We start from the raw sequence: 26,473 nt of genomic DNA, 5'->3' as shown, positions 1-26,473 counted from the left end.
GAAGGCGGGCGCGAAGAGCGTATTTCCCGATTCTCTTCTCGCTCGCTTTTCTTTCTTTAATTTCCGATCGATAGGGTAACTTTTCTTACTTTTATTTTGCTTGTTCTCAAAATGCCATCAGCAAGAATGGCTGGCTTTTGCAAAGTCTCACGTCGCGCGCCCGTTATTTTCAATCATTCTATCGAGCGACATTTTTCAGGCTTACGGAAATTACCTTCCATCTGCCGGCCTTGTTTGACTCGACCTGACGTAACAATGGACAAGCGCCGGGAAAGTTCCAGCTTCCGCGGCGCTTGCCGGTATTTCCAGTGAATTGTTTTCAGGCGTTCGCCGCGCGCCGGGCCGCCGGCGAGTTGGCCAGGTATTCCAGGGCTTCCTGGGTATTCGCCTCGTGCTCGGGGTGGTACCAGGGATTGAAGTAACGGGCGACGTCGCGGAAGGTGCGCGCGAGGTTCGGCAGCAGGCCCTGCTTGCCGAGCCGCCACCAGGTTCGTAGGAATCCCTGGCGCTTGGCGCCGCGCAGGCTCGGGTCCTGGTCGAGGAGGGTGCGGGTGCCGTCGGCGAGCAGGTAGACCAGTATCGCGATGACCAACAGCATGGTCAGTTGCCGGGTGACGAAGCTGCCGCCCAGATGCACGTGCAGGTCGTGGGCGACGCTGCGGTGCTCGACTTCCTCGGCGCCGTGCCAGCGCAGCAGGTCGAGCATCACCGGGTCGCTGCCGCGGCGATCCAGCTCCCGGGCCTCCAGCACCCACTTGCCTAGCACGCAGGTGAAATGTTCCACCGCGGCGATGATCGCGCAGCGCTGGCGCAGCCACCAGCCGTCGAGGGCGCGGGTCAGGCGGTTCTGCCCCAGCGGGTAGTCGCAGAGCAGGCGTTCGAAAAGGAAATCCATCTTGTCGGTGAACGGCTTGGAGTCGATGTCGAACCTGCTCAGGTAGCGCTGGATCGCGCCGTCGTGGGCCCGCGAATGCATCGCTTCCTGGCGGATGAAACCCTGCACGTCGTCGCGCAGGCGGGCGTCGCTAACCAGCGGCAGGGCCTTGTTGTAGAGGCGGCAGAACCACAGTTCGCCGGAAGGCAGGAGCATGTGCAGGACGTTCATCACCTGGGACGCTTCCGCTTCGCCGGGAACCCAGTGCAGGGGGGTATCGCTGAAGTCGAAGCGGACCTTGCGCTGGACCAGCTTGTGGTGGAATTCGCTCATGGCAGGCTCTCAGGAAGTCAGGTCGAAGCGCGCGAGAAACCGCGTGGCCCAGGGCGCGAAGCGCCATTGCAGGGCGCCGAGGTGCACCTCGCTGCCCACCGAGACCACCGCCTTGTTGCGCTCCACGGCGCGCACCAGCTTTTCCCCGACGGTGTCCGGGCTGAGCCGGCGTCGCTTGTAGAAGCGCTGGATCTTCGCCTGGCGCCGTGCCTGGCGTTCGGCGTCCATGCCGACGAAGCGGGTGGCATGGACAATGCCGGTATCGACGAAGCCCGGGCACACCGCGGTGACTCCGATCGAACGTCCGGCCAGTTCCGCCCGCAGGCATTCGCTGAGCATCAGTACCGCGGCCTTGCTGGTGGCGTAGGCGGGGTAGTTGCGCGACGGCGCGAAGGCCACGCCGGAGGCGACATTGACCAGGTGCCCCGGCTTGTTCGCCGCGATCATCTGCCGGCCGAACAGGCGGCAGCCGTCGATCACGCTCCACAGGTTGACCCGCAGCAGGCGCTCCCATTCCGCGGGCGAGGTGTCGAGCATCGGTCCGGCCATGCCGATGCCGGCATTGCTGACTACCACATCCGGGACTCCGAGGGTGTCGCGCACCCACTCGGCGAAGGTCTCCATGGCCTGGGTATCGCCGACGTCGACCTGGTAGACATGGGCCGTGGCGCCAAGGGCGCGGGCCAGTTCGGCGCTGCGTTCGGCGGCTTCCAGATCGAGATCGGCGGCGAGCAGGCTGGCGCCGCGCTCGGCGAAGCTGAGCAGGGTCGAACGGCCGATGCCGCCGCCGGCGCCGGTGACCACCACCAGCTTGCCGCTCATCGAGCGCGCGTCGGGCCGGACCTGGGCGCGTTGCAGGGCCGGCGACGACTCGCCGGTTTCCTGGGCGTCGATGAACTCGCCGAGCCAGCCGGCCAGTTGCTCCGGCTCGGCCAGCAGTTGCCAATGGCCGACGCTCGCCTCGCGCCGCCACAGGCGTGGCGCCCACAGGCTGAGGTGCTGGAACAGCTGGGCGCCGACGTAACGGTCGCGGGTCGGTACGATCAGTTGCACCGGCACTTCGGTGTGGCGCTTGCGCGGACGGAACAGGCTGCGGATGAAGTTGCCGCGGTACAGCTTGACCCCGTGCCGGCCGTCGCTGGCCTGGGTCGGGTTGACCTGCGGATGGCGGACGCCTTCGGCGTGCTTCAGGAACTGCGGCCAGAGCCGGGCCAGGCCGGCGCTCCAGAGCAGCTCGGGTACGACGGGGGTATGGAAGAAGGCGATGTACCAGGAGTGGAGCAACTGGCCGAATACCGCTTTCAGGGCCTTCGGACTGCGCTGCCTGAGGTGTTCGCGCATCCAGAAACCGACATGGTCCAGGCAGGGCCCGGAGATCGAGGTATAGGACGCGATCAGCGGTCGGCACTGCGGATCGGTGACGCTTTCCCAGGTCTGGATCGAGCCCCAGTCATGGGCCAGCAGGTGCACCGGGCGATCCGGGCTGGTGGCGCGAATCACCGCCTGCAGGTCTTCGCTGAGCCGTTGCAGGTGGTAGTCGCGGCTCCAGCGTGGCTTGTCCGAAGCGCCGGCGCCACGCACGTCGTAGGCGACGATGCGGTAGCGCCCAGCCAGTTGGCGGATCAGCGGCAGCCAGGTCTCGTGGTTGTCCGGGTAGCCATGCACCATCAGCAGCGTCGGCTTGTCGTTGTCCGGCGCGCCCCAGCAATGAACCGCCAGGCGCACGTCGCCGGACTGCACGAACAGCCGTTCCGGCTGCAGGTCGGGGAGGGCGAGGAGCGCGTTCATGCGGCCTCCCGTGCTTGCGGCAGCAGGCCGCGCGCCTGCCAGCGGCGGACGTGCGGCAGGTCGTCGTCGAGCCAGTAGGCGTCGTCTTCGGTGACCACCAGCAGTTCCTCGAACTTGGCGCCCACCCCGCGTAGCCCCAGGTGCGGTTCCACCGCCCAGAGACCGGGCGTCGGCGGGTGCTCGGAGCGCTTGCCGCTGGACCACAGCGGCGACCAGCCTTCGCGCTTGCCGGTGACCAGTGCGTTGCGCGTCAGGGTGTACAGGTTGCGCACGCCGAAGCGCGCCACCGAGGGACCGCGGCGGTTGCCGAGCTTTTCCACGCGATGGGCGAGCACTTCGAAGGGATAGGCCTTGTGCCGTGGCAGGGTGCCCTGGATCACGCAGAGCCGGTCGACCGCCTGGCTGACTTCGGCCAGGGGGCGCCGTTCGCGGACCAGGTCAAGGATGGTGCGTCGGTGTATCAGCAGGTCGTCCATCAGCCGCTCCTGCAACAGGTTGTGGCCTAGTGCGCCGGAGTAGCCGACATCGGCGGTATAGGCGCCGAGGGTCGGCGCGCAGTCGAGGATGAACGGCATGCCTTCCTCCAGGCGCTGCTTGCCGGGGTAGAAGGCCAGGTTGAAGCCACCGAGATGACGCAGGCCGTCGAAGCCCTTGAACGAGGTGCGGCTGCCGAACCAGGCGAAGGGCTGGTGGAACCAGTCGTCGACGCCATGATCCTGCAGCCAGGTCTTCATCAGCGCCGCGGCTTCCCTCTCGCTGATGCCGGCGCGCAGTTCGCCGTGGATGGTTTCGCAGCAGGTATAGGCCAGTCGCTGGACCTGGCGGAAGTGATCGAGATCGTCGGGAGTGGGTACCCAGGCGCCTTGGGACATGGCTCTCTCCAGGCTGGCTTGTCGTTATTGTGACATTGATTGATGTCATGGTTGATGCTGGCCCATAAGCAGGCGTTGCGCCAGCCCTGGGAAGTCTCTTCACGCCGGTGTTACGGCACTTGCTACCGGCGCCGGAAGGCCCGGGGCAGAAGGCTCGGGACGTTTCCCCCGGGTTTTGGCGGTGGTGCCGGAGAAGCGGCTGACCGACGAGTCCAGTCTTTGGTTGGCGCCCGCGCATCCGGACGCCGGCAAAGAGCGTTGCGCCCCCGGAGGTTGTGGCCGTTCGGCGGGCCTCGTTATGATCCGCCTCCATGAGCACACCCCTGACCCTCCTGCAGCGCCTGCTGCAACGTGGCGAGCAGCCGTCCGCCGAGGATGCCCGCGAATACAGCGTCGACGAACTGGCTCGCGCGGCCGGCAGCAGCGTGCGCAACGTACGCGCCTACCAGGACCGCGGCCTGCTGCCGCCGCCGGAGCGGCGCGGCCGGGTCGGCGTGTATTTCGACAGTCATCTCAAGCGCCTGCGGCTGATCAGCCAGTTGCTCGAGCGCGGCTATTCCAGCGCCAACATCAAGGAACTGCTGGAAGCCTGGGAACAGGGCCGCGACCTCGACCATGTGCTCGGCCTGGACCAGGCGATCATCGGCGAGTGGAACCTGGAGACGCCCGGCAGCATCGGCTTCGACGAACTCCAGGCGATCTTCGGCGACGAACTGAACGACCGGGTGATCGACAAGGCCCAGGCGCTGGGCCTGCTGCTGTTCGACGGCGAGCGCATGAAGATCCCCAGTCCACGGCTGTTCCAGGCCGGGCTGGAACTGTACCGCAGCGGCATCCCGCTGGAGGCGCTGCTCGATCAACTCGGCGAGTTGCGCAGCGACACCGAGCATCTGGCGGCGGGAATCGTCCGCCTGATCGTCACCCACCTGGTGGACGGCCGCGGCACCGACCTGCTGCCCGGGGCGCCGGACCTGCAGGAGCTGGCCAAGGTGTTCCTGCGCCTGCGCCCGCTGGCGGAACACGTGGTCCAGGTGGAACTGGCGCGCGGCCTCAAGCTGTCGGCCAACGAAATGCTCGGCGAGCGTGTCGGCGAGATGCTGCGCAAGCTGGAAAAGCCTTCCTGACTCTTCTTCAGATCTTCCGCGCCGCCGCCTGGATCTGTTCCCGCAGCCAGGCGCCGGCCGCTTCGCGCTCGGCGTCGCCGCGCCAGATCTGCACATAGTCGAAGCGCGGGATCGCCAGCGGCGGCTCGCAGAGCGCCAGTTCCTCGGGTAGCCGCAACCTTTCGAGGGTGCGTTCGGCGATGGTCAGTACCAGGTCGGTGCCGGCCAGCAGCGCCGGGGCCACGGTGAAGTGCGGCAGGGTCAGCGCCACCTGCCGGCGCAGGCCGCGTTTTTCCAGGGCGCTGTCGACTTCCTCGGCCGGGTTGTCCTGTAGCGAGACGCGCACGTGGCGGGCCGCCAGGTAGCGGTCGAGGGACAGGCCGTCGGGGCGGTCGAACAGGCTGCGCCGACAGACGCAGACGAAACGCTCCTCGAACAGGCGCCTGGCGCGCACGCCCTCCGGAAGCAGGGGGAATACCCCCAGCGCGCAGTCCAGCTGTCCTTCGGCGACCTGACGGGCGGTTTCCAGGCGCGGTTCCTGGACTATCCCGAAGCTCACCCCGGGCGCCAGCGCCTGTTGCTGGCGCAGCAGCGCCGGCAGCACCACCCAGGCGCCGTAGTCGGACATGCCCAGGCGGAAGTGGCGCCGGCTGCGCACCGGCTCGAAGGTCGGCCCGCCGATCACCCCGCGTACCTGGTCGAGGCTGGCCTGGAGCTTCGGCGCCAGCTCCAGCGCCAGGCTGGTCAACTGCATGCGGCTTTTCACCCGCACCAGCAGTGGATCGCCGAACAGTTCGCGGAGACGCCCGAGGGCGTGGCTGACCGCCGGCTGCGACATGGCCAGGCGCTGCGCCGCGCGGGACACGTGGCGCTCGCTGAGGAGCGCGTCGAGCACCACCAGCAGGTTGAGGTCGATACGGCGTAGGTCATGAATCTGCTGCATGGAAGGTGTACCAACTATCGATTTCCATTCGCGAAGTGGATAGCAAAAACTCTGCTCCAGAGGCAAGGGCCGGAGGAGGAGAATCAGCATGCCCAATTATCTGATGGTACTGATGGCAGTTTCGGTGGGCGGCATGGTGGTGCTGCAGGCCGGCAGCAACGCCTTGCTCGGGCGCCTGCTCGGCCATCCGCTGAGCGCCAGCCTGACTTCGCTGGGCGTCAGCCTCGGGGTGGTCAGCCTGGGCCTGCTGCTGGTGCGGGTGCCGCTGCCGGCTATCGCCAGCCTCGGCGGCGCGCCCTGGTGGAGCTGGCTCGGCGGGCTGTTCGGCGCGGCCTACCTGACGGTGGCGATCCTGGTCGCGCCGCGCCTGGGTGCCGCCACTTTCATCGCGTGCGTGGTGGCCGGGCAGATGCTGGTCTCGGCGCTCTGCGACCAGTTCGGCTGGGCCGGTTTCCCGGTGCGCCGTTTGTCCTGGGAGGGCTATCTCGGCCTGGCGCTGGTGGTGGCGGGGGTATTGCTCCTGCAATGGCGGGGAAGAGCGTGAGGAGAGTGCCGGCGAAGGCTGTCAAGTGGAATCTGGCCTAGACCAAAATCTTGATCTCAAATTGTGATGAAGTTGGCGTGAGTAGTTGTTGCAAAGCGTGTTGAAACCAAAGCGTCTTTTTCCCTCACTAGCGTCGTCGGGGTTCGAACAGCTTGCTGCCGAGTGAGCCTGCGGGCGTCATGGATGCGCTCGGCAGCCCTGTGCCACACCCTGACCTGGTGAGTCCCCCGATGATTTCGAAAAGCAGAAGAAGCTTCATCCGCCTGGCCGCCGGTACGGTCGGCGCCACCGTCGCCACCAGCATGCTGCCGTCGAGCATCCAGGCGGCCCTGGCGATTCCCGCGCACCGCCGGCATGGCAACCTCAAGGACGTCGAGCACGTGGTGATCCTGATGCAGGAGAACCGCTCCTTCGACCACTATTTCGGCACCCTCAAGGGCGTCCGCGGCTTCGGCGACCGCATGGCGATCCCGCTGCCCGATGGCCAGCGGGTCTGGCACCAGAAGGGCAGCAAGGGCGAGATCCTGCCCTACCACTTCGACACCAGCACCACCAGCGCCCAGCGCGTCGACGGCACCCCGCACACCTGGCCGGACGCCCAGCAGGCCTGGAACGAAGGGCGCATGGACAAGTGGCTGCCGGCCAAGACCGAGCGTTCCCTGGGCTACTACAAGGAGCAGGACATCGCCTTCCAGTTCGCGATGGCCAACGCCTTCACCATCTGCGACGCCTATCACTGCTCGTTCCAGGGCGGCACCAACCCCAACCGGCTGTTCCTCTGGACCGGCACCAACGACCCGCTCGGCCAGCACGGTGGTCCGGTAACCACCAACGACCACGACAGCAACGGCCCGGTGGAGCAGGGCTACACCTGGACCACCTATCCCGAGCGCCTGCAGGCTGCCGGCATCACCTGGCGGGTCTACCAGGACATGGCCGACAACTTCTCCGACAACCCGCTGATCGGCTTCCGCCAGTACCGCGCCGCGGCGCCTGACTCGCCGCTGATCGTCAACGGCCTGAGCACCTGGAAGCTCGATGCGCTGAAGCGCGACGTGCTGGCCAATAGCCTGCCGCAGGTGTCCTGGATCGTCGCCCCGGCCAAGTACTCCGAACACCCCGGCCCGTCCAGCCCGATCTGGGGGGCCGAGTACACTTCCTGGGTACTCGACGCGCTGACCGCCAACCCGGAGGTCTGGAGCAAGACCGCGCTGCTGGTGATGTTCGACGAGAACGACGGCTTCTTCGACCACGTCGCCCCGCCGGCCGCGCCGAGCCTGAACAAGGACGGCACGCTGCGTGGCAAGACCACCGCCGACGCCACCCTCGAATGGCACACCAAGGGCGATATCCGTTATCGCAACCAGCCCTACGGCCTCGGCCCGCGGGTGCCGATGTACGTGATCTCGCCGTGGAGCAAGGGCGGCTGGGTCAACTCCCAGGTGTTCGACCACACCTCGGTGATCCGCTTCCTGGAGCAGCGCTTCGGGGTCATGGAGCCGAATATCAGTCCCTGGCGTCGTGCCGTCTGCGGCGACCTGACCTCGGCGTTCAACTTCGCCAACCCGAACAACGAGCCGTTCCCCGAACTGCCCGACACCAGCCAGGCCGACGCCATCGTCGCCAGCCAGATCAAGCTGCCGAAGCCGAAGCCGCCGGCGGTGGCCGCCATGCCCAAGCAGGAAATGGGCATCCGTCCGGCCCGCGCCTTGCCCTACGAGCTGGGCGTGCATGCGCGCTACCGCAGCGGCGGAGATGCGCTGAGCCTGACCTTCGCCAACACCGGCAAGGCCGGCGCGGTGTTCCAGGTGTTCGACCTGCTCGACAGCGAGAACCCGCCGAAACGCTACACCGTCGGCGCGCGCAAGCGCCTGCACGACAGCTTCCAGGGCGACGCCAGCGGCGACTACCACCTGGAAGTGCACGGTCCGAACGGTTTCCTCCGGGTCTTTCGCGGCAACCTGCGGCGCGACCTGGCGGAGCGCAAGGCGCCGCTGCCGGAAGTGCGGATCGACTACGAGCCGCTGTTCGGCAACCTGCGCGTGCAACTGATCAACCGTGGCCGCCATCCGGTCAAGCTGACGGTCAAGGACAACGTCTATCGCCAGGGCGAGCGGCGTACCGTCAACGTGCCGCCGGGACAGCGCCGGGAAGTCCGCTATTCGCTGCGCAGCAGCGGCAACTGGTACGACTTCAGCGTCAGCGCGCAGGGGGCGGACAGCTTCCTGCGGCGTTTCAGCGGTCGCATGGAAGATGGTCGCTCCGGCTTCAGCGACCCGGGCATGGGCCTGGGCACGCTGACCTTCTGACCCGGACGGCCGCGCCGGCTCCCTGCAATGGGGCGGCCGGCGCGGACGGCCTGCGCCCTAGTCGAGGGGAACCGGGTAGAGGGTATTGAGGATCCACTTGCCGTCCTTCAGGACGAAACCGTACGAAATCTCCTTGGCCATGTACGTATCCCAGCGCGTGCAGACGCCCTGGCCGTCGGCCTGCTTGCAGGAGTAGGCATCGATCTTGCCCATGTGCAGCTTCTCCAGGGAAACCACCTGGAACTTGCTGTTGCCGCTGCAGGCCACCGGATTGTCGATGTATCCGTACTGGCGCCAGGCCGCGTCGTAGTTGCCTCTCGACTTGAACAGGGTCTTGTCTTTCTGCGACGAGCCGGACGGCGGCGTCATCCCGTAGATGTGCTGGGTCACGTGGCCGCCCATCGAGGTATTGCGCGTGGCGTCGGCGCTTTGCTGCACGCTGGTGATGTCGCGGCAGGCGGCGGCGTTGGCCGAGGAGGCCAGCAGCAGAAGGGCGGAGAAACCCAGGCCGGCGACGCACTGGCGTGCGTCGGGGCGGGGCAGTGAAAAGCGGTTCATCGGCGGCTCCTGTGAGATGGATTGCTTATGAAGGAACGCCGCCGCGCAGTTTTCGTGAAGATGCCTCAGTCGCGATAGCGTGGTGGCGGCGCGTAGCCGCCGCCGTTCCGGGCGTCGGCGGGAAATGCCTGCGGTCCGTCGGCCGGCACCGCGCGACCGCTGGCCGGAGCGTCCAGCTCGAACAGGGCCACGCCGATCACGCCGAGGTTGCGGCTGTCGCCGGCCGCGCTGTTGCTGGCGTAGGCATCGTCGGGGCTGGCGAAGCGGAACGCCGCGACTTCCCGTTCGTTCTTGCGGAAGCCCTCGATCACCAGGCTCTCGCCCGGTTCCAGCACATAGCCGCGGTTCTTCAGGCTGCCCGGCTGGCCGTTGAGCACGTCCAGGCCGTCTACCGTGGAGACCACCTCGTAGGTCGCGCTGCCGAGGTTGTTCAGCCACAGTCGGTAGCGCTGGCCTTCACGACCCTGCAATTGCAGGGTGCTGCGGTGCTGCACGAGGTCGAACTTGCCGCCATCCTCGTCGAGTACGGCGAAGCCCACCCTGCCCTTGGCCAGGGGCAGTTCCTTGATGGCACGTCCATCGAAGCGGCTCGCGCTGTAGAACACCTGGCGGCGATCGACCGGTTGCTCCGATAGACGTCGCAGGGCCACCGAGGTGACCGGCGAGGCGACGCCTTCGCCCCATTGGGTGCCGAGCCGCTGCTCGGTCGGCGCGCCGGCCTGCTGTTGGGGCAGGCTGCAGCCGCCGAGGGCCAGCAGGCCCAGCAGTAATGCGGATAGCAGTGGTTTGCGCATGGTTCCTTCCTCTCCCTGGACACCTGGAGGCGGGGTGCCTCCCTGATGGCTCCGAGCACCGATGATGCCCGATCTTCGGCGGGCTTCATAAATTTCCTCGAACGGGCGCGGCGGCGCGTTTTCCTATTGGCTGACCCAGCGCTGCCGCGCCCAGGCGCTCAGGCTGTCGACCCCGAGCACCAGGACCAGCATGGCCAGGATCACCGTGGCGGCCTGGGCCTGCTGGAACAGGCTCAGGCTGAAATAGAGCATCTGCCCGAGCCCGCCGGCACCGACGAAGCCGAGCACGCTGGCCATGCGGATATTGTTCTCCCAGCGGTACAGGGTATAGGCCACCAGTTGCGGCCAGACCCCCGGCAGGGTGCCATAGGCGAATGCCGCGAGGCGTCCGCTGCCGGCCAGGCGCAAGGCCTCGGCGGGCTGCGCCGGGGTGTTCTCCAGGGCTTCGGCGAACAGCCGGCCGAGCACGCCGCCGGTGTGCAGCGCCAGGGCGAGGGTCCCGGCGTTCGGCCCGAGCCCGGCCGCCAGCACCATCAGCGCGCCCCAGACCAGCTCCGGCACCGCGCGCAGCGCATTGAGCAGGAGTCGCGCCAGGCTCTGCGCCGGCACGCCGAAGCGACCTGCCGCCGGCAGCGCGAAGAGCAGGCCGAGCAGCGCCGCCAGCAGGGTGCCGATGGCCGACATGGCCAGGGTTTCCAGCAGCCCCCGGCCAATCGCCCGCAGGTGCGGAGCGGACAGGTCGGGCGGGAAGAACTCGCTGGCGTAGGCGGCCATCTGGCCCAGTCCCTTGCCGCTGAAAAGACCTGCGGTGTCCATGTCCAGATAGGCGAACGAGGCGCCCACCGCGGCCACCACCAGCAGCGGCCAGAGCAGCAGGCGCCAGGTCCGGCTCATGCCAGCCTCCCGCGCAGGAAGCGGCTCAGCAGGTCGGCGAGGAGGACCAGCAGGAGGAAGGTCAGCAGGATGCTGGCAACCTCGCCGCCGGCGAACATCCGCAGCGACAGGTCGATCTGCTGGCCGAGGCCGCCGGCGCCGACGAAGCCCATCACCACCGAAGCACGGATCGCGCACTCCCAGCGATAGACAGTGTAGGAAATCATTTCCCCGGCGGCGTTCGGCAGCACCCCGTAGGCGAACGCCGCCAGCCGCGATCCGCCGCCCAGCAGCAGGGCGCGGGTGGGGCGCGGATCCACCGACTCGAAGATTTCCGCGTAGACCTTGCCGAGCATGCCGGCATAGGTGATGGCGATGGCCAACACCCCGGCGGTGGGGCCCAGGCCCACGGCGCGGACGAACAGCAGCGCCCAGACGATTTCCGGCACGCTGCGCAGGAGGATCAGCAGGCCGCGCACCGGCCAGCGCAGTGCCCGTGCCCACCAGGCCGGCAGGCCGCCGCGCGGCAGTGCCGAGAGCGACAGGGCGCGGGTCGCCAGCAGTGCGGCGGGAAACGCCAGGAGCCAGGCCAGGGCCATGCCGGCGGTGGCGATGGCGAGGGTTTCCAGGGTGGCGCGGCCGAGCAGGGCGAGGAACCCGGGATCGTGTGCCGGCGGCCAGAAGCCGGCGAGGAAACCGCCCATGGTGCGCGCGTTGTCGCCGCTGAACAGGCCGGGGATATCCAGTTCGCTGAGGCGCAGCCCCGGCCAGAGCAGCAGCAACGCGGCCAGGGTCAGCAGCAGGCGCGGCAGGGCGGCGGGGTCGCGCGGCGGAGAAGCGGCGTTCAGCATCGTGGGATGTGCACCACGGCGGGTTCGCCGGCCGGGCTGGCGCGCTCGGCCTGCAGTTGTTCGTTGGCGTAGAGGGCGTCCAGCGCGGCGCGGTCGACTTCGCCGGCGGGCAGGTCGAAGGCGATGCGTCCGGCGCGCAGGCCGATCACCCGGGGGAAGTGTTGCAGCGCCAGGTCCACCGCGTGCAGGCTGGCCAGCAGGGTGCTGCCGCGCGCGGCGGCCTCGCGGTTGAGCAGGGCCAGGGTATGGCCGGCGAGCACCGGGTCCATGGCCGAGACCGGTTCGTCGGCGAGGATCAGCTCGGCGCGCTGGTAGAGCACCCGGGCGATGCCGACCCGCTGCAACTGGCCGCCGGAAAGCTGGTCGCAGCGCTGGAACAGCTTGTCGCCGAGATCCAGGCGTTGCAGTGCGTCGTGGGCGCCGGCGCGGTCCAGCGGATAGACCAGGCTGACCAGGCTCTTCCATAGCGGCCACTGGCCGAGGCGCCCGGCCAGTACCGCGCTGACCACCCGCTGCCGTGGCGGCAGCGGTGGTGCCTGGTGGACCAGGCCGATGCGCGCGCGCAGGCGTTGGCGGGCGGCGGCGGATAGCGCCCAGGGCTCCTCGCCGAGCAGTTCGACACGGCCGGCGCTGGGCCGCCATTGGCTGGCGAGCACCCGCAGCAGGCTGGTCTTGCCGGCGCCGGAAGGTCCGATCAGGGCTACCCGTTCGCCAGCGGCCAGGCGCAGGCGGATGTCGGCAAGGGCGCGTTGGCCGTCGGCGTGGACCAGGTCCACGCCGTCGAGGCTCAGGCTCACTTCAGCAGGCCGGCGGCGCGTGCGGACTCCTCGATGCCCTTGTAGTTGTCCGGATTGGTCTCGATGAAGCGGCTGGCGGCCTGCAGGTCGAGGATCTCCTTGTCGGCCGGTTTCGCCGGGTCGAGGGCGAGGAAGGCCTGCTTGATCTTCTCGGCCAGGGCCGGGTCGAGGTTGCCGCGCACGGTCCAGTTGTAGTCGTAGTAGGTCGGCGTGGTGGCGAAGACCTTGACCTTGGCGGTATCGACCTTGCCGCTGTCCACCAGCTTCTGCCAGACCGAGGCGTTCAGCACGCCGGCGTCGACCTTGCCGGCCTGGACCCAGGCTACGGTGGCGTCGTGGGCGCCGGAGTAGGCGACGCGGGAGAAGAACTGCTCGGGGACGATGCCGTCCTTCTGCATGAAGTAGCGCGGCATCAGGCTGCCCGAGGTGGAGGAGACCGAGCCGAAGGCGAAGGTCTTGCCCTTCAGGTCCTGCAGGGATTTCACCTGGGGATCGGCCGTGATGAATTTGCTGGTGAACTGCTGGTCCTGCTCGCGCTGCACCAGGGGAATGGCGTTGCCGGTCTTCAGCCGCGCCTGGACGAAGGTGAAGCCGCCCAGCCAGGCCATGTCCAGGCGGTCGGCGGCCAGCGCCTCGACCACCCCGGCGTAGTCGGCCACCGGGACGAACTTCACCGGCATGCCGAGTTGCTTCTCCAGATAGGCGCCGAGCGGCTTGAATTTGCGCAGTAGCTCGGTGGGCGCCTCGTCGGGGATCGCCGAGACCTTGAGTTCTTTCAGGGTTTCGGCGTGGGCGAGCGCGGCGGACAGGGACAGGGCGATGCCGGCGGCGAGCGCCAGGGAGCGTTTCAACATGGGAGAGTTCTCCGGTTCAATGGCGGAAAAAACCCGGGGAGTATAGTGGTGCGCGGCCCGCTTGGGCAGCCGTCGCGGCGTTGCTCGCCGGCGCCTCGCGGGTAATATGGCGCTCCCCGTGCCCATTCGCTGCGTATTGGAGTTCGCCATGTCCGCTTCCCTGCCTTCCCTTGCCTTCGCCGGTCTCGGCCTGATGGGCGTGCCCATGTGCCGCCGGCTGCTGGCCGCCGGCTATCCGCTGGCGGTGTGGAACCGTTCGCCGGGCAAACGCGAGTTGCTCGCGGCCGAGGGCGCGAAAGCCGTCGAGGTCCCGGCCGAGCTGGCCGCCGACGCGGAAATCCTGATGCTTTGCCTGGCCGATACCGCGGCGGTGCGCGAAGTGGTGTTCGGCGCCGGCGGCATCGTCGAGAACGCCAGGCCCGGGCAGTTGCTGGTGGACTTCTCCAGCGCCGAGCCGGCCGCCACCCGCGAGATGGCCGCCGAGCTGGAGGCGCGCTGCGGCGTGCGCTGGGTCGACGCGCCGGTCTCCGGCGGCACGCCGGGCGCGGAAAGCGGCAGCCTGGCGATCATGGCCGGCGGACGCGCAGCGGATATCGAACGCCTGCGGCCGGTCCTCTCCCGGCTTGGCCAGCGCCTGACGCGCATGGGCGAGGTGGGCGCCGGGCAGGTGACCAAGGTCTGCAACCAGATGATCGTTGCCTGCAACGCCCTGGTGATCGCCGAAGTGGTGGCGCTGGCGGAGCGGGCCGGGGTCGACGCCAGCCTGGTCGCTCCGGCGCTGGCGGGCGGCTTCGCCGACTCGAAGCCGTTGCAGATCCTCGCCCCGCAAATGGCCGAGAGCCGTTACGAGCCGGTCAAGTGGCACGTACGGACCCTGCTCAAGGATCTCGATACCGCGGTGAAGCTGTCCCGCGAGCAAGGCGCGGCCACCCCGATGAGCGGGTTGGCCGCGCAGTTGATGCGTCTGCACGGCAGCCAGGGCTATCTCGAACGCGATCCGGCGACCCTGGTGGAGCAATACCGGACCGCCGTCGAGTGAACCTCAGGCCTGGTTCAGGCTGCGCAGCGGCGGCGCGGCGTCGAAGCGGTAGGCGCGGAGGAACTCTTCCAGGGCCGCCAGCGGCAGCGGCCGGCTGAACAGGTAGCCCTGCACCAGCTCGCAATGGTTCTCCCGCAGGAACGCCAGTTGCTGCGGGGTCTCCACGCCCTCGGCGACGACTTTCAGATGGAGCTTCTGGGCCATCGCGATGATCGCCTGGGCGATTTCCATGTCCCGCTGCGAGGCGGGGATGTCCATGATGAACGAGCGATCCACCTTCAGCGCGTCCAGCGGCAGGCGCCGCAGGTAGGCGAGCGACGAATAGCCGGTGCCGAAGTCGTCGATCGACAGGCTGACGCCCAGCTCGCGGAGGCGTTCGAGCAGCGGGATGGTCTGGTCGATGTTGTACATCAGCGCGTCCTCGGTCACCTCCAGTTCGAGGAAGCACGCCGCCAGCCCGGCCTGCTCCAGCGCATGACGGACTTCGTCGACCAGGCTGGCCCGGCCGAGATTGCTGGCGCAGCAGTTGACCGCCACCCGCAGCCGTTCGTGGCCGGCCAGGTGCAGGCTGCGCAGGTCGCGGCAGGCGCGTCGCAGCACCCAGTCGTCGAGCTGGTCGATCATGCCGTTGGCTTCGGCCAGGCCGATGAAGCGGTCCGGACCGAGCAGGCCCTGGGTCGGATGGCGCCAGCGCACCAATGCCTCCAACTGGTGTACCTCGCCGTCGGCGAGGGCGAGGATCGGCTGGTAGTGCAGCTCCAGTTGGTCGTCGCGCAGGGCTTGGCGCAGTTCCTCCTCCATCTGCAGTTCCTGGGTCGCCCGCACCAGCAGTTGCCGGCTGAAGAACTGCGCGTTGTTGCGCCCGCAGGCCTTGGACTGGTGCAGGGCCAGGCCGGCGTTCTTCAGCAGCTCCTCGCACTGCTCGCCGTCGTTCGGGTAGAGGCTGACGCCGACGCTGGCGGTCATCACCAGGGTGCGCCCGTCCAGGGCGATGGGTTCCTTCATCTTCTGCATCAGGCGTTGCGAGAGGATGTGCGCCTCGTGGTCCTGGGTGAGGTCGGCGAGCACGCAGAACTCGTCGCCGGCGAAGCGCGCCACCACGTCGCTATCGCGCAACACGCTGCGGATGCGTTCGGAGACGATCTTCAGCAGTTGGTCGCCAGAGTCGTGGCCGAGGGAATCGTTGATCCGCTTGAAGTGATCGAGGTCGAGGAACATCACCGCCAGGCCCTTGCCTCTCAGGCGACAGTTCTCCAGGTGCTGGACGAACACTTCGTTGAATGCCGTGCGGTTCTGCAGGCCGGTCAGGCTGTCGTAGCGAGCCATCTGGCGCAGCGAGGCGTGGGCGTGGTCGAGCTGGTTGAGCAGGGCGTTGACCCGGCTGTTTTCGCTGAGCCGGCGCTCCCGTTGTTTCTCCGACCATGCGGCCCAGATGCCGCAGGCGGCGATGGCGCTGGCGAGCACTCCGGTGAGCCAGCCCAGGCGCAGCGAGTCGGCGCTGGCTTGCAGTTCCAGCGGCGTGCCGGCGGGTACGCTGAGCACCAGCGCGGCCATCCCGGTGAAATGCATGGCGGCGATGGCGCCGGCCAGCAGCAGGCTGGCGATCAGTTTCATGTAGCGGTAGCGCGCGCTGCGCCGGCCGCGCAGGTAGGGGACCGCGGCGAGGGCGGTGAAGGCGGCGCCGATGGCGATCAGTACCGAAAGGGCGAACAGCGATGGCTGGTAGTACTGGGTGGCCACCGAGCGCATCGCCGCCATCCCGGTGTAGTGCATGGCAGCGATGCCCAGGCCGATGCAGCAGGCGGCGAGCAGGCAGGGCAGCAGGCCGAAGCGCGGGCGGGCGGTCATGTACATCGCCAGGTACGAGGCGGCGACGGCGATCAGCAGCGACAGGCCGGTGATCGGCAGGTCGTAGCGCAGGGCGATCGGCGCGTGGAACGCGAGCATGGCGACGAAATGCGTGGCCCAGATGCCGCTGCCCAGGCAGAACGCCCCGATCCATTGCCAGAGGCGCGGGTGGCTCAGGCTGTTGCCGACCCGCTCGACCATGTCCAGTGCCGTGTACCCGGCGAGGCAGGCGACGAGGAAGGCGAGCGCCACCAGCGACGGCGAATAGGTGCAGTTCTGCAGCACGTAGCCGTCGATGGGAGACTCTCCGAGGAAGCGCAGGCCTTGCCAATCCATAGCGGTGTCTCCCTGGACACGGAAAACCCGCGGACGGCGCGGGTGCGGGCTGGGGGTGGCATTGTGCTTCCAGTATAGATAGCGGGAGCCACCTGCAAGGTCGGCATGGAAGGAAGTCGCTGGCCGCCGACATACGGCCGGTTTCGGCATTTTCCCGGGGAGAAAAGGCATAGCTGAGCTTGTTCCGGCTCCATCGCCACGGGCATGATCGCTGCGCCCGCGAGGGCTCGCGAGGCTTCACGAAATTTTGACCAGGCGCCCGATAGAGTTCGGCCGCCCCGCCACGGGGGGTGGCGGCGGTCCGTTACGTTTCAGGAGTTGCTTCAATGGGTGGGGGTATCAAGCGTTTCTTGCCGGCTATCGGTTCGACCCGGCTGGTGATGCTGTTCGCGCTGGTTCTGGTGGTGTTCTACAACGCGGCGACCTGGAAGGCCCTGCATGGCCTGGTGCCGCTGCAAGGCTTGAAGGGCTTCGCGTTCTTCGCCTCGTTCGCGGCGTTCCTGTGGGCCGCCTTCACGCTCCTGCTGACCCTGGTTTCCTTCCGCCCGCTGCTCAAGCCGGCCTTGACCCTGGTCGCCCTGTGCTCGGCCGGCGCGACCTACTTCATGGGCAGCTACGGCATCAGCATCGACACGGTGATGGTGCAGAACGTCTTCGAGACCAACGCCACCGAGGCCGGCGACCTGGTCAACCCGACCCTGCTCGGCTATCTGCTGTTGCTCGGTGTCCTGCCTTCGCTGCTGATCTGGCTCTGGCCGGTACGCTACCGGCCGTTCTTCCGCGGCCTGCTGAACAAGATCCTGACGCTGCTCGGCTGCCTGCTGATCGTCGCGGTAATGGTAGGCAGCTTCTATTCCACCTACGCCCCGATCTTCCGCGAGGAAGACAAGCTGACCCACTTCATCAACCCGACCAACTACATCTATGCGGTGGGCAAGTACGCCAAGCAGCGCCTGGTGATCAAGGAGCACCTGGTGGTCGAGCCGATCGGCCTGGACGCCCGCCAGGCGCCGGCTGCGCTGCAGCGACAGAAGAAATCGCTGCTGGTGTTCGTGGTCGGCGAGACCGCCCGTGCCGATCATTTCTCGCTGAACGGCTACGCCCGCGAGACCAACCCGGAGCTGAGCAAGCAGGACATCGTCAACTTCACCCAGGTCCGTTCCTGCGGCACTTCCACCGCGGTCTCGGTGCCCTGCATGTTCTCCCAGTACCCGCGCGAGGACTACAGCGACAAGAAGGCCAAGACCCACGAAGGCCTGCTGGACATTCTCCAGCGTGCCGGCGTGCAGGTGTTGTGGCTGGAGAACAACAGCGACTGCAAGGGCACCTGCCTGCGGGTGCCCAACCGGGACATCCCGAAGACCCAGCCGAGTCCGTTCTGCGACGGCAAGAACTGCCTGGACGAGTCGCTGCTGGTAGGCCTGCAGGAGTACATCGACGGGCTGCAGGACGACGCCATCATCGTCCTGCACTCCGATGGCAGCCACGGTCCCGAGTACTACGAGCGCTACCCGAAGGAGATGGAGCGCTTCCAGCCGGTATGCCGGACCAACCAGCTCGGCAGTTGCAGCAAGGAAGAGCTGGTGAACGTCTACGACAACACCATCCTCTATACCGACCACTTCCTGACGAAGGTGATCGAATTGCTCAAGCGGAATGCCGACAAGCGCGATACGGCGATGATCTACGTGTCCGACCACGGCGAGTCGCTGGGCGAGAATGGCGTCTACCTGCACGCGGCGCCCTATTCGATCGCGCCCCAGGCGCAGATCCACGTGCCGATGGTCATGTGGTTCGCCCCGCAGGCGCTGGGCAACTGGGGCATCCAGCGCAGTTGCCTGGACGGCAAGCGCGACGACAAGGACCTGAGCCACGACAACCTGTTCCACTCGGTGCTCGGCCTGCTGGACGTACAGACTTCGTTGTACCAGCCGGCGCTGGACATCTTCGCCAGTTGCCGCGCGCCCAGGGCAGCCCAGTGAGCGACGGGGGCTGAAAGAAAAAAGGCCGTGGAGGATTCCCCCCACGGCCTTTTTCGTCGGCTTTCGCCTTATTTGTCGCGGACCAGCAGGACCGGACGCGAAGCCACGCGGATCAGGCCTTCCGCCACGCTGCCGAGCATCAGGCGGCGCATGCCGCGACGACCATGGGTGCCCATGACCACCACGTCGGCATCGCTGGCCTGGGCCTCGAGCTCGATGCGCTCGGCGATTTCCTCGCTGGCGCGCTCCTGGCAGACGCGATCGAAGGTGGCGCCTTCGACGTTGCTCGCCTCGACCTTCTCGCGGGCCTTGGCCAGGACGTCATCGGCGGCTTTCAGCGCGGCTTCGCGCAGCGGCTCGGGGTTGTAGTACACCGCGTAGTCGGGAAGGTGGCGCAGCGGGCTGTCGACGATGGTGATGACGCGCAGCTTGCCGCCGCTGAGGCCGGCCAGCTTGATGGCCTCTTCCAGGGCGCGGTCGGAGACCGGGCTGCCGTCCACGGCTACCAGAATGCGATCGTACATAAGGTGTCCCTCCAGAGTGAGTGTCCGCCCGCCGGGCGTTCTTGAAACTTCAAGGACACTGTAGACCCTCGCGGCCGGCGGACCTTTGCCGGAGGTCAATAAGTCGCAGGGCGACCGTCGCGATTCCGCTGCGACGCCTGGCTCGCGGCCCGGCGGGGGCCGGGGAACGGGGCGAACGGTCGCCGCGCGGCCATTCGCCGTTGCGGCCTTCGCTGGAAATGAAATGAAAGAAGCCATGGGGGATGCCCATGGCTTCTCGTTTCGCGCAGCCGTTGCCGGGCGTCAGCCGGCGACCAGGATGCGGATCGCCTCGAGGCGCAGGGAGGCCTTGTCGAGCAGGGCCAGGCCTTCCTCGCGCTGGGTGCGCAGGCTGTCCAGCTCGCTGTCGCGGACGCTCGGGTTGACCGCCTTGAGCGCGGTCAGGCGCGCCAGTTCCTCGTCCATGGCGGCGGCGAACTGCTGTTTGGCCCTGGCCACGCGTTCCTCGTGGCGCGGGACGATCTTGCCCTCGGCCACGTCGAACTGCTTGGCCAGCACATCGCGCTGGGCCTGGACGAACTTGTTGGCGCTGACCCGTGGCACGCTTTCCAGCTGGTCGTTGAGGGTTTCCAGGGACACCCGGCCGGCCAGGTCGTTGCCGTTGGCGTCGAGCAGGCAGCGCAGGGCCTGCGGCGGCAGCCAGCGGCCGAGCTGGAGGGCGCGCGGTGCCACGGCCTCGCTGACGAACAGGAGTTCGAGCAGCACGGTGCCAGGCTTCAGCGCCTTGTTCTTGATCAGCGCCACCGAGGTGTTGCCCATCGAGCCGGACAGCACCAGGTCCATGCCGCCCTGAACCATCGGATGTTCCCAGGTGAGGAACTGCATGTCCTCGCGGGCCAGCGCCTGGGCACGGTCGTAGGTGATGGTCACGCCTTCGTCGTCGCCGAGGGGGAAGCCGGCGTCGAGCATCTTCTCGCTTGGCTTGAGGATCAGGGCATTTTCCGAATGGTCTTCGCTGTGGATGCCGTAGGCGTCGAACAGGCGCTCCATGTAGATCGGCAGGGCGAAGTCGTCGTCCTGTTCCTCGATGGCCTCCACCAGCGCCTCGCCTTCGCCGGCGCCGCCGGAGTTCAGCTCGAGCAGGCGGTCGCGACCGCTGTGCAGCTCCGCTTCGAGGGCTTCGCGACGGGCGCGGCCTTCGGCGAGCAGCGCGTCCCAGGCCTTGTCCTCGCCGCCGTCGAGCAGCGGCAGCAGGCGCGGGCCGAACTCGTGTTGCAGGGCGTTGCCGGTGGGGCAGGTATTGAGGAAGGCGTTCAGCGCCTGGTGGTACCACTGGAACAGGCGCTGCTGGGCGCTGTTCTCCAGGTGCGGTACGTGCAACTGGATGGTGTGTCGCTGGCCGATCCGGTCGAGGCGGCCGATGCGCTGCTCGAGCAGGTCCGGGTGGGCCGGCAGGTCGAACAGCACCAGATGGTGGGCGAACTGGAAGTTGCGGCCTTCGCTGCCGATTTCCGAGCAGATCAGCACCTGGGCGCCGAACTCTTCGTCGGCGAAGTAGGCGGCGGCGCGGTCGCGCTCGAGAATGCTCATGCCTTCGTGGAACACCGTGGCGGAGATGCCCGAACGCAGGCGCAGGGCGTCTTCCAGGTCGAGGGCCGTCTCGGCGTGGGCACAGATGACCAGGACCTTGAACTGCTTGAGCATCTTCAGGGTATCGATCAGCCACTCGACGCGCGGGTCGAAGCGCCACCAGCGGTTGTTGTCGTCGCCGTCTTCCCACTGCTGCTGGAAATTCACTTCCGGATACAGGTCCGGGTGTTCGCCGGCCGGCAATTCCTCGTACTGGCTCGGCATCGGCAACGGATAGGCGTGCAGTTCGCGCTGGGGGAAGCCCTGCACGGCGGCACGGGTGTTGCGGAACAGCACGCGACCGGTGCCGTGGCGGTCGAGCAGCTCGCGGACCAGGCGCGAGCGAGCTTCTTCATCGCCGCCCTCGACGCTGGCCAGCAGCTCGTCGCCCTCGCTGCCGAGGAAGCCGTGGATGGCCTTGCGCGCGCCGGCGGAAAGACTGCCGTGGTCGAGCAGTTCCTGCACCGCTTCGGCGACCGGGCGATATTGCTCGCTCTCCCGGCGGAACGCTTCGAGGTCGTGGAAACGATTCGGATCGAGCAGGCGCAGGCGCGCGAAGTGGCTGTCCTGGCCGAGTTGCTCCGGGGTCGCGGTGAGCAACAGGACGCCGGGAATGATCTCCGCCAGTTGCTCGACCAGCGCGTATTCGGCGCTGACCTGGTCCTGGTGCCAGACCAGGTGGTGGGCTTCGTCGACCACCAGCAGGTCCCAGCCGGCGGCGAACAGGGCGTCCTGGGCGCGTTCGTCTTCCTTCAGCCACTCCAGGGCGACCAGGGCCAACTGGGTGTCCTCGAAGGGATTGCTGGCATCGCTTTCGGCGAAGCGCTCCTTGTCGAACAGGGCCACCTGCAGGTTGAAGCGCCGGCGCATCTCCACCAACCACTGGTGCTGGAGGTTTTCCGGGACCAGGATCAGCACCCGCCCGGCGCGGCCGGAGAGCAACTGGCGATGGATGATCAGGCCGGCCTCGATGGTCTTGCCCAGGCCCACTTCGTCGGCCAGCAGGACGCGCGGCGCCATGCGGTCGGCGACTTCGCGGGCGATGTGCAACTGGTGGGCGATCGGCTGGGCGCGGGCGCCGCCGAGGCCCCAGAGCGAGGACTGGAGCAGTTGGCTGCGGCGTTCGAGAGTGTGGTAGCGCAGGGAGAACCAGGGCAGGGGATCGATCTGTCCGGCGAACAGACGGTCGCTGGCGAGGCGGAACTGGATGAAGTTGGAGAGCTGGGTTTCCGGCAGGGTGCGCTGCTCGTTCTGCGCGGTGAGGCCGTGGTACACCAATAGGCCCTCGCTTTCCTCGACCTCGCGAACGGTCATCTTCCAGCCTTCGAAGTGCGTCACTTCATCGCCGGGGGCGAAGCGCACGCGGGTCAGCGGCGCATTGCGCAAGGCGTATTGGCGGGTATCGCCGGTCGCCGGATAGAGCACGGTGAGCAGGCGGCCATCCTGGGCCAGGATGGTCCCCAGGCCCAATTCCGCTTCACTGTCGCTGATCCAGCGTTGCCCCGGTTGATACTGCGCCATGTCCACCTCCCAAAAAAGCCGGGTATGGTACCGCAACGCGTGGCGTTGAGCGACGCTTGGCGATGGATTGCGTGTTGCGCCACGGCTTCGTCGGAGAGCCGTCTGTCGGTACGGGAGCGACCGCCTGGCGGCTGGTTCTCAAGTCGAGCGGCGGGTCGACCGATAACCCTTGTAGAAGAACGCCGCAAACCGGCACGCTGCGAGAACCCATGACGCGGCACTACCCAGAGAGGTTGCCTGCATGCTTCCGCCGATCCCCCAGGGCCTGATCCCGGTCACCGTCCAGCAGGACCCGCCCAAGCCCCGTCCGGCCACGCCGCCGGTCGCGCCGACCCAGGCTGGCGCGGGCAGCGATGGCGTCGCCTTGCGCCAGGAGCGCGACGAGGAAAGCTGGCTGGAAGAGGAATACCGCCGTCGCCAGCGCCGCCAGGGCGGCGAGGCGCACGCGCGGAGCGACGAGGGGGACGAGGCGCCGGCTGACGAGGCGGGGGAGAGCGCCCAGGCGGACGAGCTGCCGCGCAAGGGACAATTGATCGACATCGAAGTGTAACCCTGGTTTTCCAGGCTTCAGCAGCGGCCTTGCGGCGTAGTAACCTGCGGCCCATGGACCTGTTCGCCGACGCACCCCTGACCCTGCCGGACGCCGACCTGCGCTATCTCCCGCATTGGCTGGATGCGCCGCTGGCGAGCGCCTGGCTGTTGCGCCTGGAACAGGAAACGCCCTGGGAACAGCCGATCCTGCGCATCCATGGCGAGGAGCATCCGACCCCGCGCCTGGTGGCCTGGTACGGCGACCCTGACGCCGCCTACCGTTATTCCGGCCAGGTCCACCGGCCGCTGCCATGGACCGCGTTGCTCGGCGAGATCCGCGAGCGCGTGGAGCGCGAGGTCGGCCAGCGGGTCAACGGCGTGCTGCTGAACTACTACCGCGACGGCCAGGACTCCATGGGCTGGCACAGCGACGACGAGCCAGAGCTGCGCCGCGATCCGCTGGTCGCCTCGCTCAGTCTCGGCGGCAGCCGCCGCTTCGACCTGCGGCGCAAGGGCCAGACCCGCATCGCCCACTCTCTGGAACTGACCCATGGCAGCCTGCTGGTCATGCGCGGCGCAACCCAGCATCATTGGCAACATCAGGTGGCGAAGACCCGCCGCTCCTGCATGCCTCGTTTGAACCTGACCTTCCGCCTGGTGTACCCCCAGCCATGAACGACGACGACAAGGTGATCGACCTCAGCGCCGAGCGCGACAAGCGCATCCACGACGTGCACGAGAAGCGCCTGCAGGAGGTCCGCAAGGCCTTCGAACAGGTGTTGCCGCTGGGCAAGCCGCGGAAGAAGCCGAAAGGCAAGCCGAAGAAGCGCTGAAGCCTCCGCCGCCGCGTTCGCCGGCGGCGCATTCCTGCGGGCAACGTGCGGCGATCGGGCAGGTTTTTCCCGGTTATCTGCGGCGTCCGACCGCATTCTCCCTCCTGCGAAACTTGACCTGGGTCAGTGTCATGCACCTGGCCGAAAAAGCCCGTCCGGGCGATTGATCCAGGTCAATATTGCGCCGCCGCGCCTCGCTAATCTGAGCCCATCGAGCAACACCCAACCGGCAACTGGAGGCCATCAACATGTTCATCGACGAAGTGGTTCTCGCAGGGATTCTTACAGTAGGCCTCATGGTCGCTTTCTTCGGTGGGGTCGGTTACTTCATCTGGAAGGATTCCCATAGCCGCAAAGGCTGATCCTCCCGGATACACAGAGCACGCAAGGCACTTAGGGCGACTTCGGTCGCCCGTTTTTTTGCGCCTGGAAAAACACCGGCGCAGCGATCGGGATACTACGAATGTCGCTGGACGATATTGTTAGCAGCCTAATAATATAGGCTGCACATATCGCCTCGGCGTTCGCCGGCTATCTATGCTGATGTAGACCCCGTTTCGGAAGACCCTGTGCCCATTCACTGGAAGCCGTTCCTGGCACCCTCGACGCTGGCGCTCAAGTTCGCCATCAAGACGCTCCTGGCCGGCGGCCTGGCGTTGTGGTGCGCCTTTCGCTTCGACCTGGAGCAGCCGCAATGGGCGCTGATGACCGTGCTGATCGTGTCCCAGCCGTTGTCCGGCATGGTGGTGGCGAAGGGCTTGTTCCGCCTGCTCGGCACCCTGGTCGGCACCGCGATGTCGGTGTTGATGATCGCGCTGTTCGCCCAGGCGCCCTGGTTGTTCCTGCTGGCCATCTCGCTCTGGCTGGGGCTCTGCACGGCGGCCTCGACCTCCCTGCGCAACCACGTTTCCTATGCCTTCGTACTTTCCGGCTATACGGTAGCGATCATTGGCCTGCCGGCGGTGGACCAGCCGCTGCTGGTCTTCGAGCAGGCGGTGGCGCGTTGTACCGAGATCTGCCTGGGGATCATCTGCGCCTCGGCGGTCAGTGCGATCCTCTGGCCGCAGCGGGTCGAGCAGAACCTCGACAAGCAGGCCCACGCCACCTGGCTGCTGGGCATGCAGGCCGCGCGCGGCGAGATCGACCCGCGCCAGCGGCAGCCGCAGGGGCTGCTCAACGCGCTGAGCAAGATCGTCGAGGTCGATGCGCAGCGCGACCATGCCTGGTTCGAAGGCGAGCGCGGGCGCCGCCGGGCCGGCGCCCTGGCGTTGCTCTCGCGCGACCTGCTCAGCCTGTTGCGCACCGCGCGCGGCGTGGCCCGGCAACGGGCGCGGCTGAGCGAAGAGGAAGAGCGCCGGGTGGAGCGCTGGCTGGCCGCGCTGGCCAGCGCCCTGGAAGGAACTGATCCGGCGTCGATGCAGGCGCTGCGCGAGGAGTTGGCGCAGGTCGCGGTCGAGCCGCAGTGGAGCAACGACCAGCGTTACCTGCTGACCCGCTGCTCGGTGCTGCTGCTCAAGGCGGTGAATGCCGAGAAGGGCATGCGCGCGGTGGCCAGCGGCGAGGTCGAGGGGCGGGTGGGCAGCGCCGGCACCCTGTCCTGGCACCGCGACCTGCAGATGGCGCTGTTCTACGGCGCGCGTAGCGCCCTGGCGTTGCTCGGGCTGTCGGTCTACTGGATCTATACCGCGTGGCCGGCGGCGTCCGGCGCGATGCTGCTGGCGGCGGTGGTGTGCAGCCTGTTCGCCAACCGCGACAACGCGGTGGCCATCGGCCTGAGCTTCCTGCGCGGCATCGTCTACGCGATCCCGGCGGCGATGCTGGTCAGCCAATGGCTGCTGCCGCAGTGGAATGGCTTCCCGCTGCTCTGCCTGGCGATGGGCGTGCCGCTGTTCTTCGCCACCCTGGGCATGGCCGTACCGGTTACCGCCGGCACCGCCACCTCGTTCGCGATCCACTTCATCGTCCTGGTCGCGCCGCGCAACCAGATGGACTACAACCTCGCGACCCTGCTGAATTCCGCCCAGGGCGTGCTGATCGGAGTCGGCTTCGCGGTGGTGATCTTCCGCTTGCTGACCTTGCGTCCGGGCTGGCTGACCCGACGCCTGCTGGACGCCACCTGCGTCGATCTCGGCCGCCTCACCCGGCGCCCGCTGGCGCAGGCGGAGAACTGGTTCGGCGGGCGCATGGCCGACCGCCTGTTGCGCCTGGCGCGGCACGCCAACCTGTTGCCGGAGCAGGAGCGGCGGCGTTGGGACGATGGCCTCCTGGCGCTCGACCTGGGTAACGAACTGATCCACCTGCGGGCCTGCCTGGAAGGCGCCCGTGGCGTCCTGCGCAAGGCGCGCGACCGCTTCCTCGGGGAACTGGGCGAACTGCTTGAGGCCGGTCCCGCGGGTCCGCGCAGTGACCGCCTGGAGCGGATCAGCCTGCCGTTGCGCGAAGCCCTGGAGCGTGACGCTCGCCACGACGACGAAGCCAGCCGCCTGGCGCGCGCGGCCCTGGCGCAACTGCTGTTCACCTGGCAGCAGTGGTGCCATCAGGAGGAAAGCCATGAGTCTGCATGAATCGGCCTGGGGCGGCGTCTACCTCAGCCCGCTGTTCGTCTATGCCCTGCTGGCGCTGGCGGCCACCGCCGCGCTGCGGGTGCTGATCCAGAAAACGCCGTTGCGTCGCTGGGTCTGGCACGAGGCGCTGTTCGACTGCGCCCTGTTCATTTTGATGTTGAGTGGCATTACCTGGGCGGCTACGACCTGAATCG

General features: G+C 67.6%; 24 protein-coding genes. 11 read left to right on the top strand and 13 right to left on the bottom strand.

Annotated features, from left to right (window positions below):
* Positions 1 to 319 precede the first annotated feature (319 nt).
* Genes JHD77_RS00170 through JHD77_RS00160 form a run of 3 tightly spaced genes read right to left on the bottom strand, consistent with a single transcriptional unit; the run spans position 320 to position 3,867 of the window.
* Positions 320 to 1,207: a metal-dependent hydrolase gene (locus JHD77_RS00170; protein WP_003113144.1), complete on the bottom strand. Its 888-nt coding sequence runs from the start codon at positions 1,205 to 1,207 to the stop codon at positions 320 to 322.
* Between the two features lie 9 nt (positions 1,208 to 1,216).
* Entirely contained in the window at positions 1,217 to 2,995 is a 1,779-nt protein-coding gene (locus tag JHD77_RS00165) for an SDR family oxidoreductase (protein WP_191519416.1), read from the bottom strand.
* On the bottom strand, positions 2,992 to 3,867 hold the full coding sequence (locus JHD77_RS00160) for a M24 family metallopeptidase (RefSeq protein WP_003091703.1): 876 nt from the start codon (positions 3,865 to 3,867) through the stop codon (positions 2,992 to 2,994). The genes JHD77_RS00165 and JHD77_RS00160 overlap by 4 nt, the downstream gene beginning before the upstream one ends.
* Positions 3,868 to 4,178: 311 nt before the next feature.
* On the opposite strand from JHD77_RS00160, the gene JHD77_RS00155 reads away from it, so the two are divergent.
* Entirely contained in the window at positions 4,179 to 4,991 is an 813-nt protein-coding gene (locus JHD77_RS00155) for a MerR family transcriptional regulator (RefSeq protein ID WP_003113147.1), read from the top strand.
* Between the two features lie 7 nt (positions 4,992 to 4,998).
* Here JHD77_RS00155 and JHD77_RS00150 read toward each other — a convergent pair whose 3' ends face one another.
* Positions 4,999 to 5,913 carry a LysR family transcriptional regulator gene (locus JHD77_RS00150; RefSeq protein WP_003113148.1) on the bottom strand — a complete coding sequence of 305 codons (915 nt, stop codon included), beginning with the start codon at positions 5,911 to 5,913 and terminating at the stop codon, positions 4,999 to 5,001.
* Between the two features lie 88 nt (positions 5,914 to 6,001).
* Here JHD77_RS00150 and JHD77_RS00145 point away from each other — a divergent pair, with 88 nt between their 5' ends.
* Entirely contained in the window at positions 6,002 to 6,457 is a 456-nt protein-coding gene (locus JHD77_RS00145) for a DMT family transporter (protein WP_003162218.1), read from the top strand.
* Positions 6,458 to 6,687: 230 nt separating this feature from the next.
* Positions 6,688 to 8,766: a phosphocholine-specific phospholipase C gene (locus tag JHD77_RS00140; protein ID WP_003113149.1), complete on the top strand. Its 2,079-nt coding sequence runs from the start codon at positions 6,688 to 6,690 to the stop codon at positions 8,764 to 8,766.
* A gap of 57 nt (positions 8,767 to 8,823) precedes the next feature.
* Here JHD77_RS00140 and JHD77_RS00135 read toward each other — a convergent pair whose 3' ends face one another.
* The 6 genes from JHD77_RS00135 to JHD77_RS00110 all read right to left on the bottom strand — a co-directional run bounded on the left by JHD77_RS00135 (position 8,824) and on the right by JHD77_RS00110 (position 13,493).
* Positions 8,824 to 9,324 carry a hypothetical protein gene (locus JHD77_RS00135; protein ID WP_003091690.1) on the bottom strand — a complete coding sequence of 167 codons (501 nt, stop codon included), beginning with the start codon at positions 9,322 to 9,324 and terminating at the stop codon, positions 8,824 to 8,826.
* Positions 9,325 to 9,389: 65 nt separating this feature from the next.
* Complete coding sequence (locus tag JHD77_RS00130) at positions 9,390 to 10,118, bottom strand: hypothetical protein (protein ID WP_191519417.1); 729 nt, start codon at positions 10,116 to 10,118, stop codon at positions 9,390 to 9,392.
* Between the two features lie 123 nt (positions 10,119 to 10,241).
* Positions 10,242 to 11,012 carry a phosphonate ABC transporter, permease protein PhnE gene (phnE, locus tag JHD77_RS00125; RefSeq protein ID WP_003091685.1) on the bottom strand — a complete coding sequence of 257 codons (771 nt, stop codon included), beginning with the start codon at positions 11,010 to 11,012 and terminating at the stop codon, positions 10,242 to 10,244.
* The gene (locus JHD77_RS00120) at positions 11,009 to 11,842 is read right to left on the bottom strand and encodes a PhnE/PtxC family ABC transporter permease (protein ID WP_003113153.1); all 834 of its coding nucleotides are present in this window, start codon (positions 11,840 to 11,842) and stop codon (positions 11,009 to 11,011) included. The genes phnE and JHD77_RS00120 overlap by 4 nt, the downstream gene beginning before the upstream one ends.
* A complete protein-coding gene (locus JHD77_RS00115) occupies positions 11,836 to 12,639 on the bottom strand; it encodes a phosphonate ABC transporter ATP-binding protein (protein ID WP_003119655.1) in 804 nt (267 codons plus the stop codon). Before JHD77_RS00115 ends, JHD77_RS00120 begins: the two co-directional genes overlap by 7 nt.
* Entirely contained in the window at positions 12,636 to 13,493 is an 858-nt protein-coding gene (locus JHD77_RS00110) for a putative selenate ABC transporter substrate-binding protein (RefSeq protein WP_003113155.1), read from the bottom strand. The genes JHD77_RS00115 and JHD77_RS00110 overlap by 4 nt, the downstream gene beginning before the upstream one ends.
* A gap of 148 nt (positions 13,494 to 13,641) precedes the next feature.
* On the opposite strand from JHD77_RS00110, the gene JHD77_RS00105 reads away from it, so the two are divergent.
* On the top strand, positions 13,642 to 14,532 hold the full coding sequence (locus JHD77_RS00105; RefSeq protein ID WP_003113156.1) for an NAD(P)-dependent oxidoreductase: 891 nt from the start codon (positions 13,642 to 13,644) through the stop codon (positions 14,530 to 14,532).
* Between the two features lie 3 nt (positions 14,533 to 14,535).
* Here JHD77_RS00105 and JHD77_RS00100 read toward each other — a convergent pair whose 3' ends face one another.
* The gene (locus JHD77_RS00100) at positions 14,536 to 16,716 is read right to left on the bottom strand and encodes a putative bifunctional diguanylate cyclase/phosphodiesterase (protein ID WP_003158321.1); all 2,181 of its coding nucleotides are present in this window, start codon (positions 16,714 to 16,716) and stop codon (positions 14,536 to 14,538) included.
* Positions 16,717 to 17,042: 326 nt separating this feature from the next.
* On the opposite strand from JHD77_RS00100, the gene JHD77_RS00095 reads away from it, so the two are divergent.
* Positions 17,043 to 18,698 carry a phosphoethanolamine transferase gene (locus tag JHD77_RS00095; RefSeq protein WP_003091675.1) on the top strand — a complete coding sequence of 552 codons (1,656 nt, stop codon included), beginning with the start codon at positions 17,043 to 17,045 and terminating at the stop codon, positions 18,696 to 18,698.
* 68 nt (positions 18,699 to 18,766) lie between these two features.
* On the opposite strand, the gene JHD77_RS00090 is transcribed toward JHD77_RS00095, so the two are convergent.
* Together JHD77_RS00090 and rapA are read right to left on the bottom strand one after the other, a co-directional pair.
* On the bottom strand, positions 18,767 to 19,222 hold the full coding sequence (locus tag JHD77_RS00090; RefSeq protein WP_003091672.1) for a universal stress protein: 456 nt from the start codon (positions 19,220 to 19,222) through the stop codon (positions 18,767 to 18,769).
* 282 nt (positions 19,223 to 19,504) lie between these two features.
* Positions 19,505 to 22,357, bottom strand: a complete 2,853-nt coding sequence (gene rapA / locus JHD77_RS00085) for an RNA polymerase-associated protein RapA (RefSeq protein WP_003119658.1) — start codon at positions 22,355 to 22,357, stop codon at positions 19,505 to 19,507.
* Between the two features lie 235 nt (positions 22,358 to 22,592).
* Between rapA and JHD77_RS00080 the strand changes: the two genes are divergently transcribed.
* The 6 genes from JHD77_RS00080 to JHD77_RS00060 all read left to right on the top strand — a co-directional run bounded on the left by JHD77_RS00080 (position 22,593) and on the right by JHD77_RS00060 (position 26,469).
* Complete coding sequence (locus JHD77_RS00080; RefSeq protein ID WP_003091664.1) at positions 22,593 to 22,901, top strand: hypothetical protein; 309 nt, start codon at positions 22,593 to 22,595, stop codon at positions 22,899 to 22,901.
* Positions 22,902 to 22,954: 53 nt separating this feature from the next.
* Positions 22,955 to 23,557: an alpha-ketoglutarate-dependent dioxygenase AlkB family protein gene (locus tag JHD77_RS00075; protein ID WP_003115462.1), complete on the top strand. Its 603-nt coding sequence runs from the start codon at positions 22,955 to 22,957 to the stop codon at positions 23,555 to 23,557.
* Entirely contained in the window at positions 23,554 to 23,715 is a 162-nt protein-coding gene (locus tag JHD77_RS00070) for a hypothetical protein (protein ID WP_003091659.1), read from the top strand. Before JHD77_RS00075 ends, JHD77_RS00070 begins: the two co-directional genes overlap by 4 nt.
* Positions 23,716 to 23,963: 248 nt before the next feature.
* On the top strand, positions 23,964 to 24,077 hold the full coding sequence (ccoM, locus tag JHD77_RS32815; protein WP_003091657.1) for a cytochrome c oxidase subunit CcoM: 114 nt from the start codon (positions 23,964 to 23,966) through the stop codon (positions 24,075 to 24,077).
* Between the two features lie 207 nt (positions 24,078 to 24,284).
* Positions 24,285 to 26,279 carry an FUSC family protein gene (locus JHD77_RS00065; protein WP_003107446.1) on the top strand — a complete coding sequence of 665 codons (1,995 nt, stop codon included), beginning with the start codon at positions 24,285 to 24,287 and terminating at the stop codon, positions 26,277 to 26,279.
* Positions 26,266 to 26,469 carry a DUF1656 domain-containing protein gene (locus JHD77_RS00060; RefSeq protein ID WP_003091655.1) on the top strand — a complete coding sequence of 68 codons (204 nt, stop codon included), beginning with the start codon at positions 26,266 to 26,268 and terminating at the stop codon, positions 26,467 to 26,469. Before JHD77_RS00065 ends, JHD77_RS00060 begins: the two co-directional genes overlap by 14 nt.
* Positions 26,470 to 26,473 lie beyond the last annotated feature (4 nt).

Source organism: Pseudomonas sp. P20, from assembly GCF_016463925.1.
GTDB lineage: Bacteria > Pseudomonadota > Gammaproteobacteria > Pseudomonadales > Pseudomonadaceae > Pseudomonas > Pseudomonas aeruginosa.
Note: the sequence above shows the minus strand (reverse complement) of the source record. Positions and strands in the feature narration are given on the sequence as shown.

Excerpts from the sequence above, each read along its gene's own strand:
- JHD77_RS00090 (WP_003091672.1), bottom strand. The coding sequence starts at position 19,222 with ATGTACGATCGCATTCTGGTAGCCGTGGACGGCAGCCCGGTCTCCGAC.
- JHD77_RS00095 (WP_003091675.1), top strand. The coding sequence starts at position 17,043 with ATGGGTGGGGGTATCAAGCGTTTCTTGCCGGCTATCGGTTCGACCCGG.
- JHD77_RS00145 (WP_003162218.1), top strand. The coding sequence starts at position 6,002 with ATGCCCAATTATCTGATGGTACTGATGGCAGTTTCGGTGGGCGGCATG.
- JHD77_RS00160 (WP_003091703.1), bottom strand. The coding sequence starts at position 3,867 with ATGTCCCAAGGCGCCTGGGTACCCACTCCCGACGATCTCGATCACTTC.
- JHD77_RS00110 (WP_003113155.1), bottom strand. The coding sequence starts at position 13,493 with ATGTTGAAACGCTCCCTGGCGCTCGCCGCCGGCATCGCCCTGTCCCTG.
- JHD77_RS00140 (WP_003113149.1), top strand. The coding sequence starts at position 6,688 with ATGATTTCGAAAAGCAGAAGAAGCTTCATCCGCCTGGCCGCCGGTACG.
- ccoM (WP_003091657.1), top strand. The coding sequence starts at position 23,964 with ATGTTCATCGACGAAGTGGTTCTCGCAGGGATTCTTACAGTAGGCCTC.
- JHD77_RS00060 (WP_003091655.1), top strand. The coding sequence starts at position 26,266 with ATGAGTCTGCATGAATCGGCCTGGGGCGGCGTCTACCTCAGCCCGCTG.
- JHD77_RS00105 (WP_003113156.1), top strand. The coding sequence starts at position 13,642 with ATGTCCGCTTCCCTGCCTTCCCTTGCCTTCGCCGGTCTCGGCCTGATG.
- JHD77_RS00100 (WP_003158321.1), bottom strand. The coding sequence starts at position 16,716 with ATGGATTGGCAAGGCCTGCGCTTCCTCGGAGAGTCTCCCATCGACGGC.
- JHD77_RS00075 (WP_003115462.1), top strand. The coding sequence starts at position 22,955 with ATGGACCTGTTCGCCGACGCACCCCTGACCCTGCCGGACGCCGACCTG.
- JHD77_RS00150 (WP_003113148.1), bottom strand. The coding sequence starts at position 5,913 with ATGCAGCAGATTCATGACCTACGCCGTATCGACCTCAACCTGCTGGTG.
- JHD77_RS00170 (WP_003113144.1), bottom strand. The coding sequence starts at position 1,207 with ATGAGCGAATTCCACCACAAGCTGGTCCAGCGCAAGGTCCGCTTCGAC.
- JHD77_RS00165 (WP_191519416.1), bottom strand. The coding sequence starts at position 2,995 with ATGAACGCGCTCCTCGCCCTCCCCGACCTGCAGCCGGAACGGCTGTTC.
- JHD77_RS00155 (WP_003113147.1), top strand. The coding sequence starts at position 4,179 with ATGAGCACACCCCTGACCCTCCTGCAGCGCCTGCTGCAACGTGGCGAG.
- JHD77_RS00080 (WP_003091664.1), top strand. The coding sequence starts at position 22,593 with ATGCTTCCGCCGATCCCCCAGGGCCTGATCCCGGTCACCGTCCAGCAG.
- JHD77_RS00070 (WP_003091659.1), top strand. The coding sequence starts at position 23,554 with ATGAACGACGACGACAAGGTGATCGACCTCAGCGCCGAGCGCGACAAG.
- phnE (WP_003091685.1), bottom strand. The coding sequence starts at position 11,012 with ATGAGCCGGACCTGGCGCCTGCTGCTCTGGCCGCTGCTGGTGGTGGCC.
- JHD77_RS00130 (WP_191519417.1), bottom strand. The coding sequence starts at position 10,118 with ATGCGCAAACCACTGCTATCCGCATTACTGCTGGGCCTGCTGGCCCTC.
- JHD77_RS00135 (WP_003091690.1), bottom strand. The coding sequence starts at position 9,324 with ATGAACCGCTTTTCACTGCCCCGCCCCGACGCACGCCAGTGCGTCGCC.
- JHD77_RS00120 (WP_003113153.1), bottom strand. The coding sequence starts at position 11,842 with ATGCTGAACGCCGCTTCTCCGCCGCGCGACCCCGCCGCCCTGCCGCGC.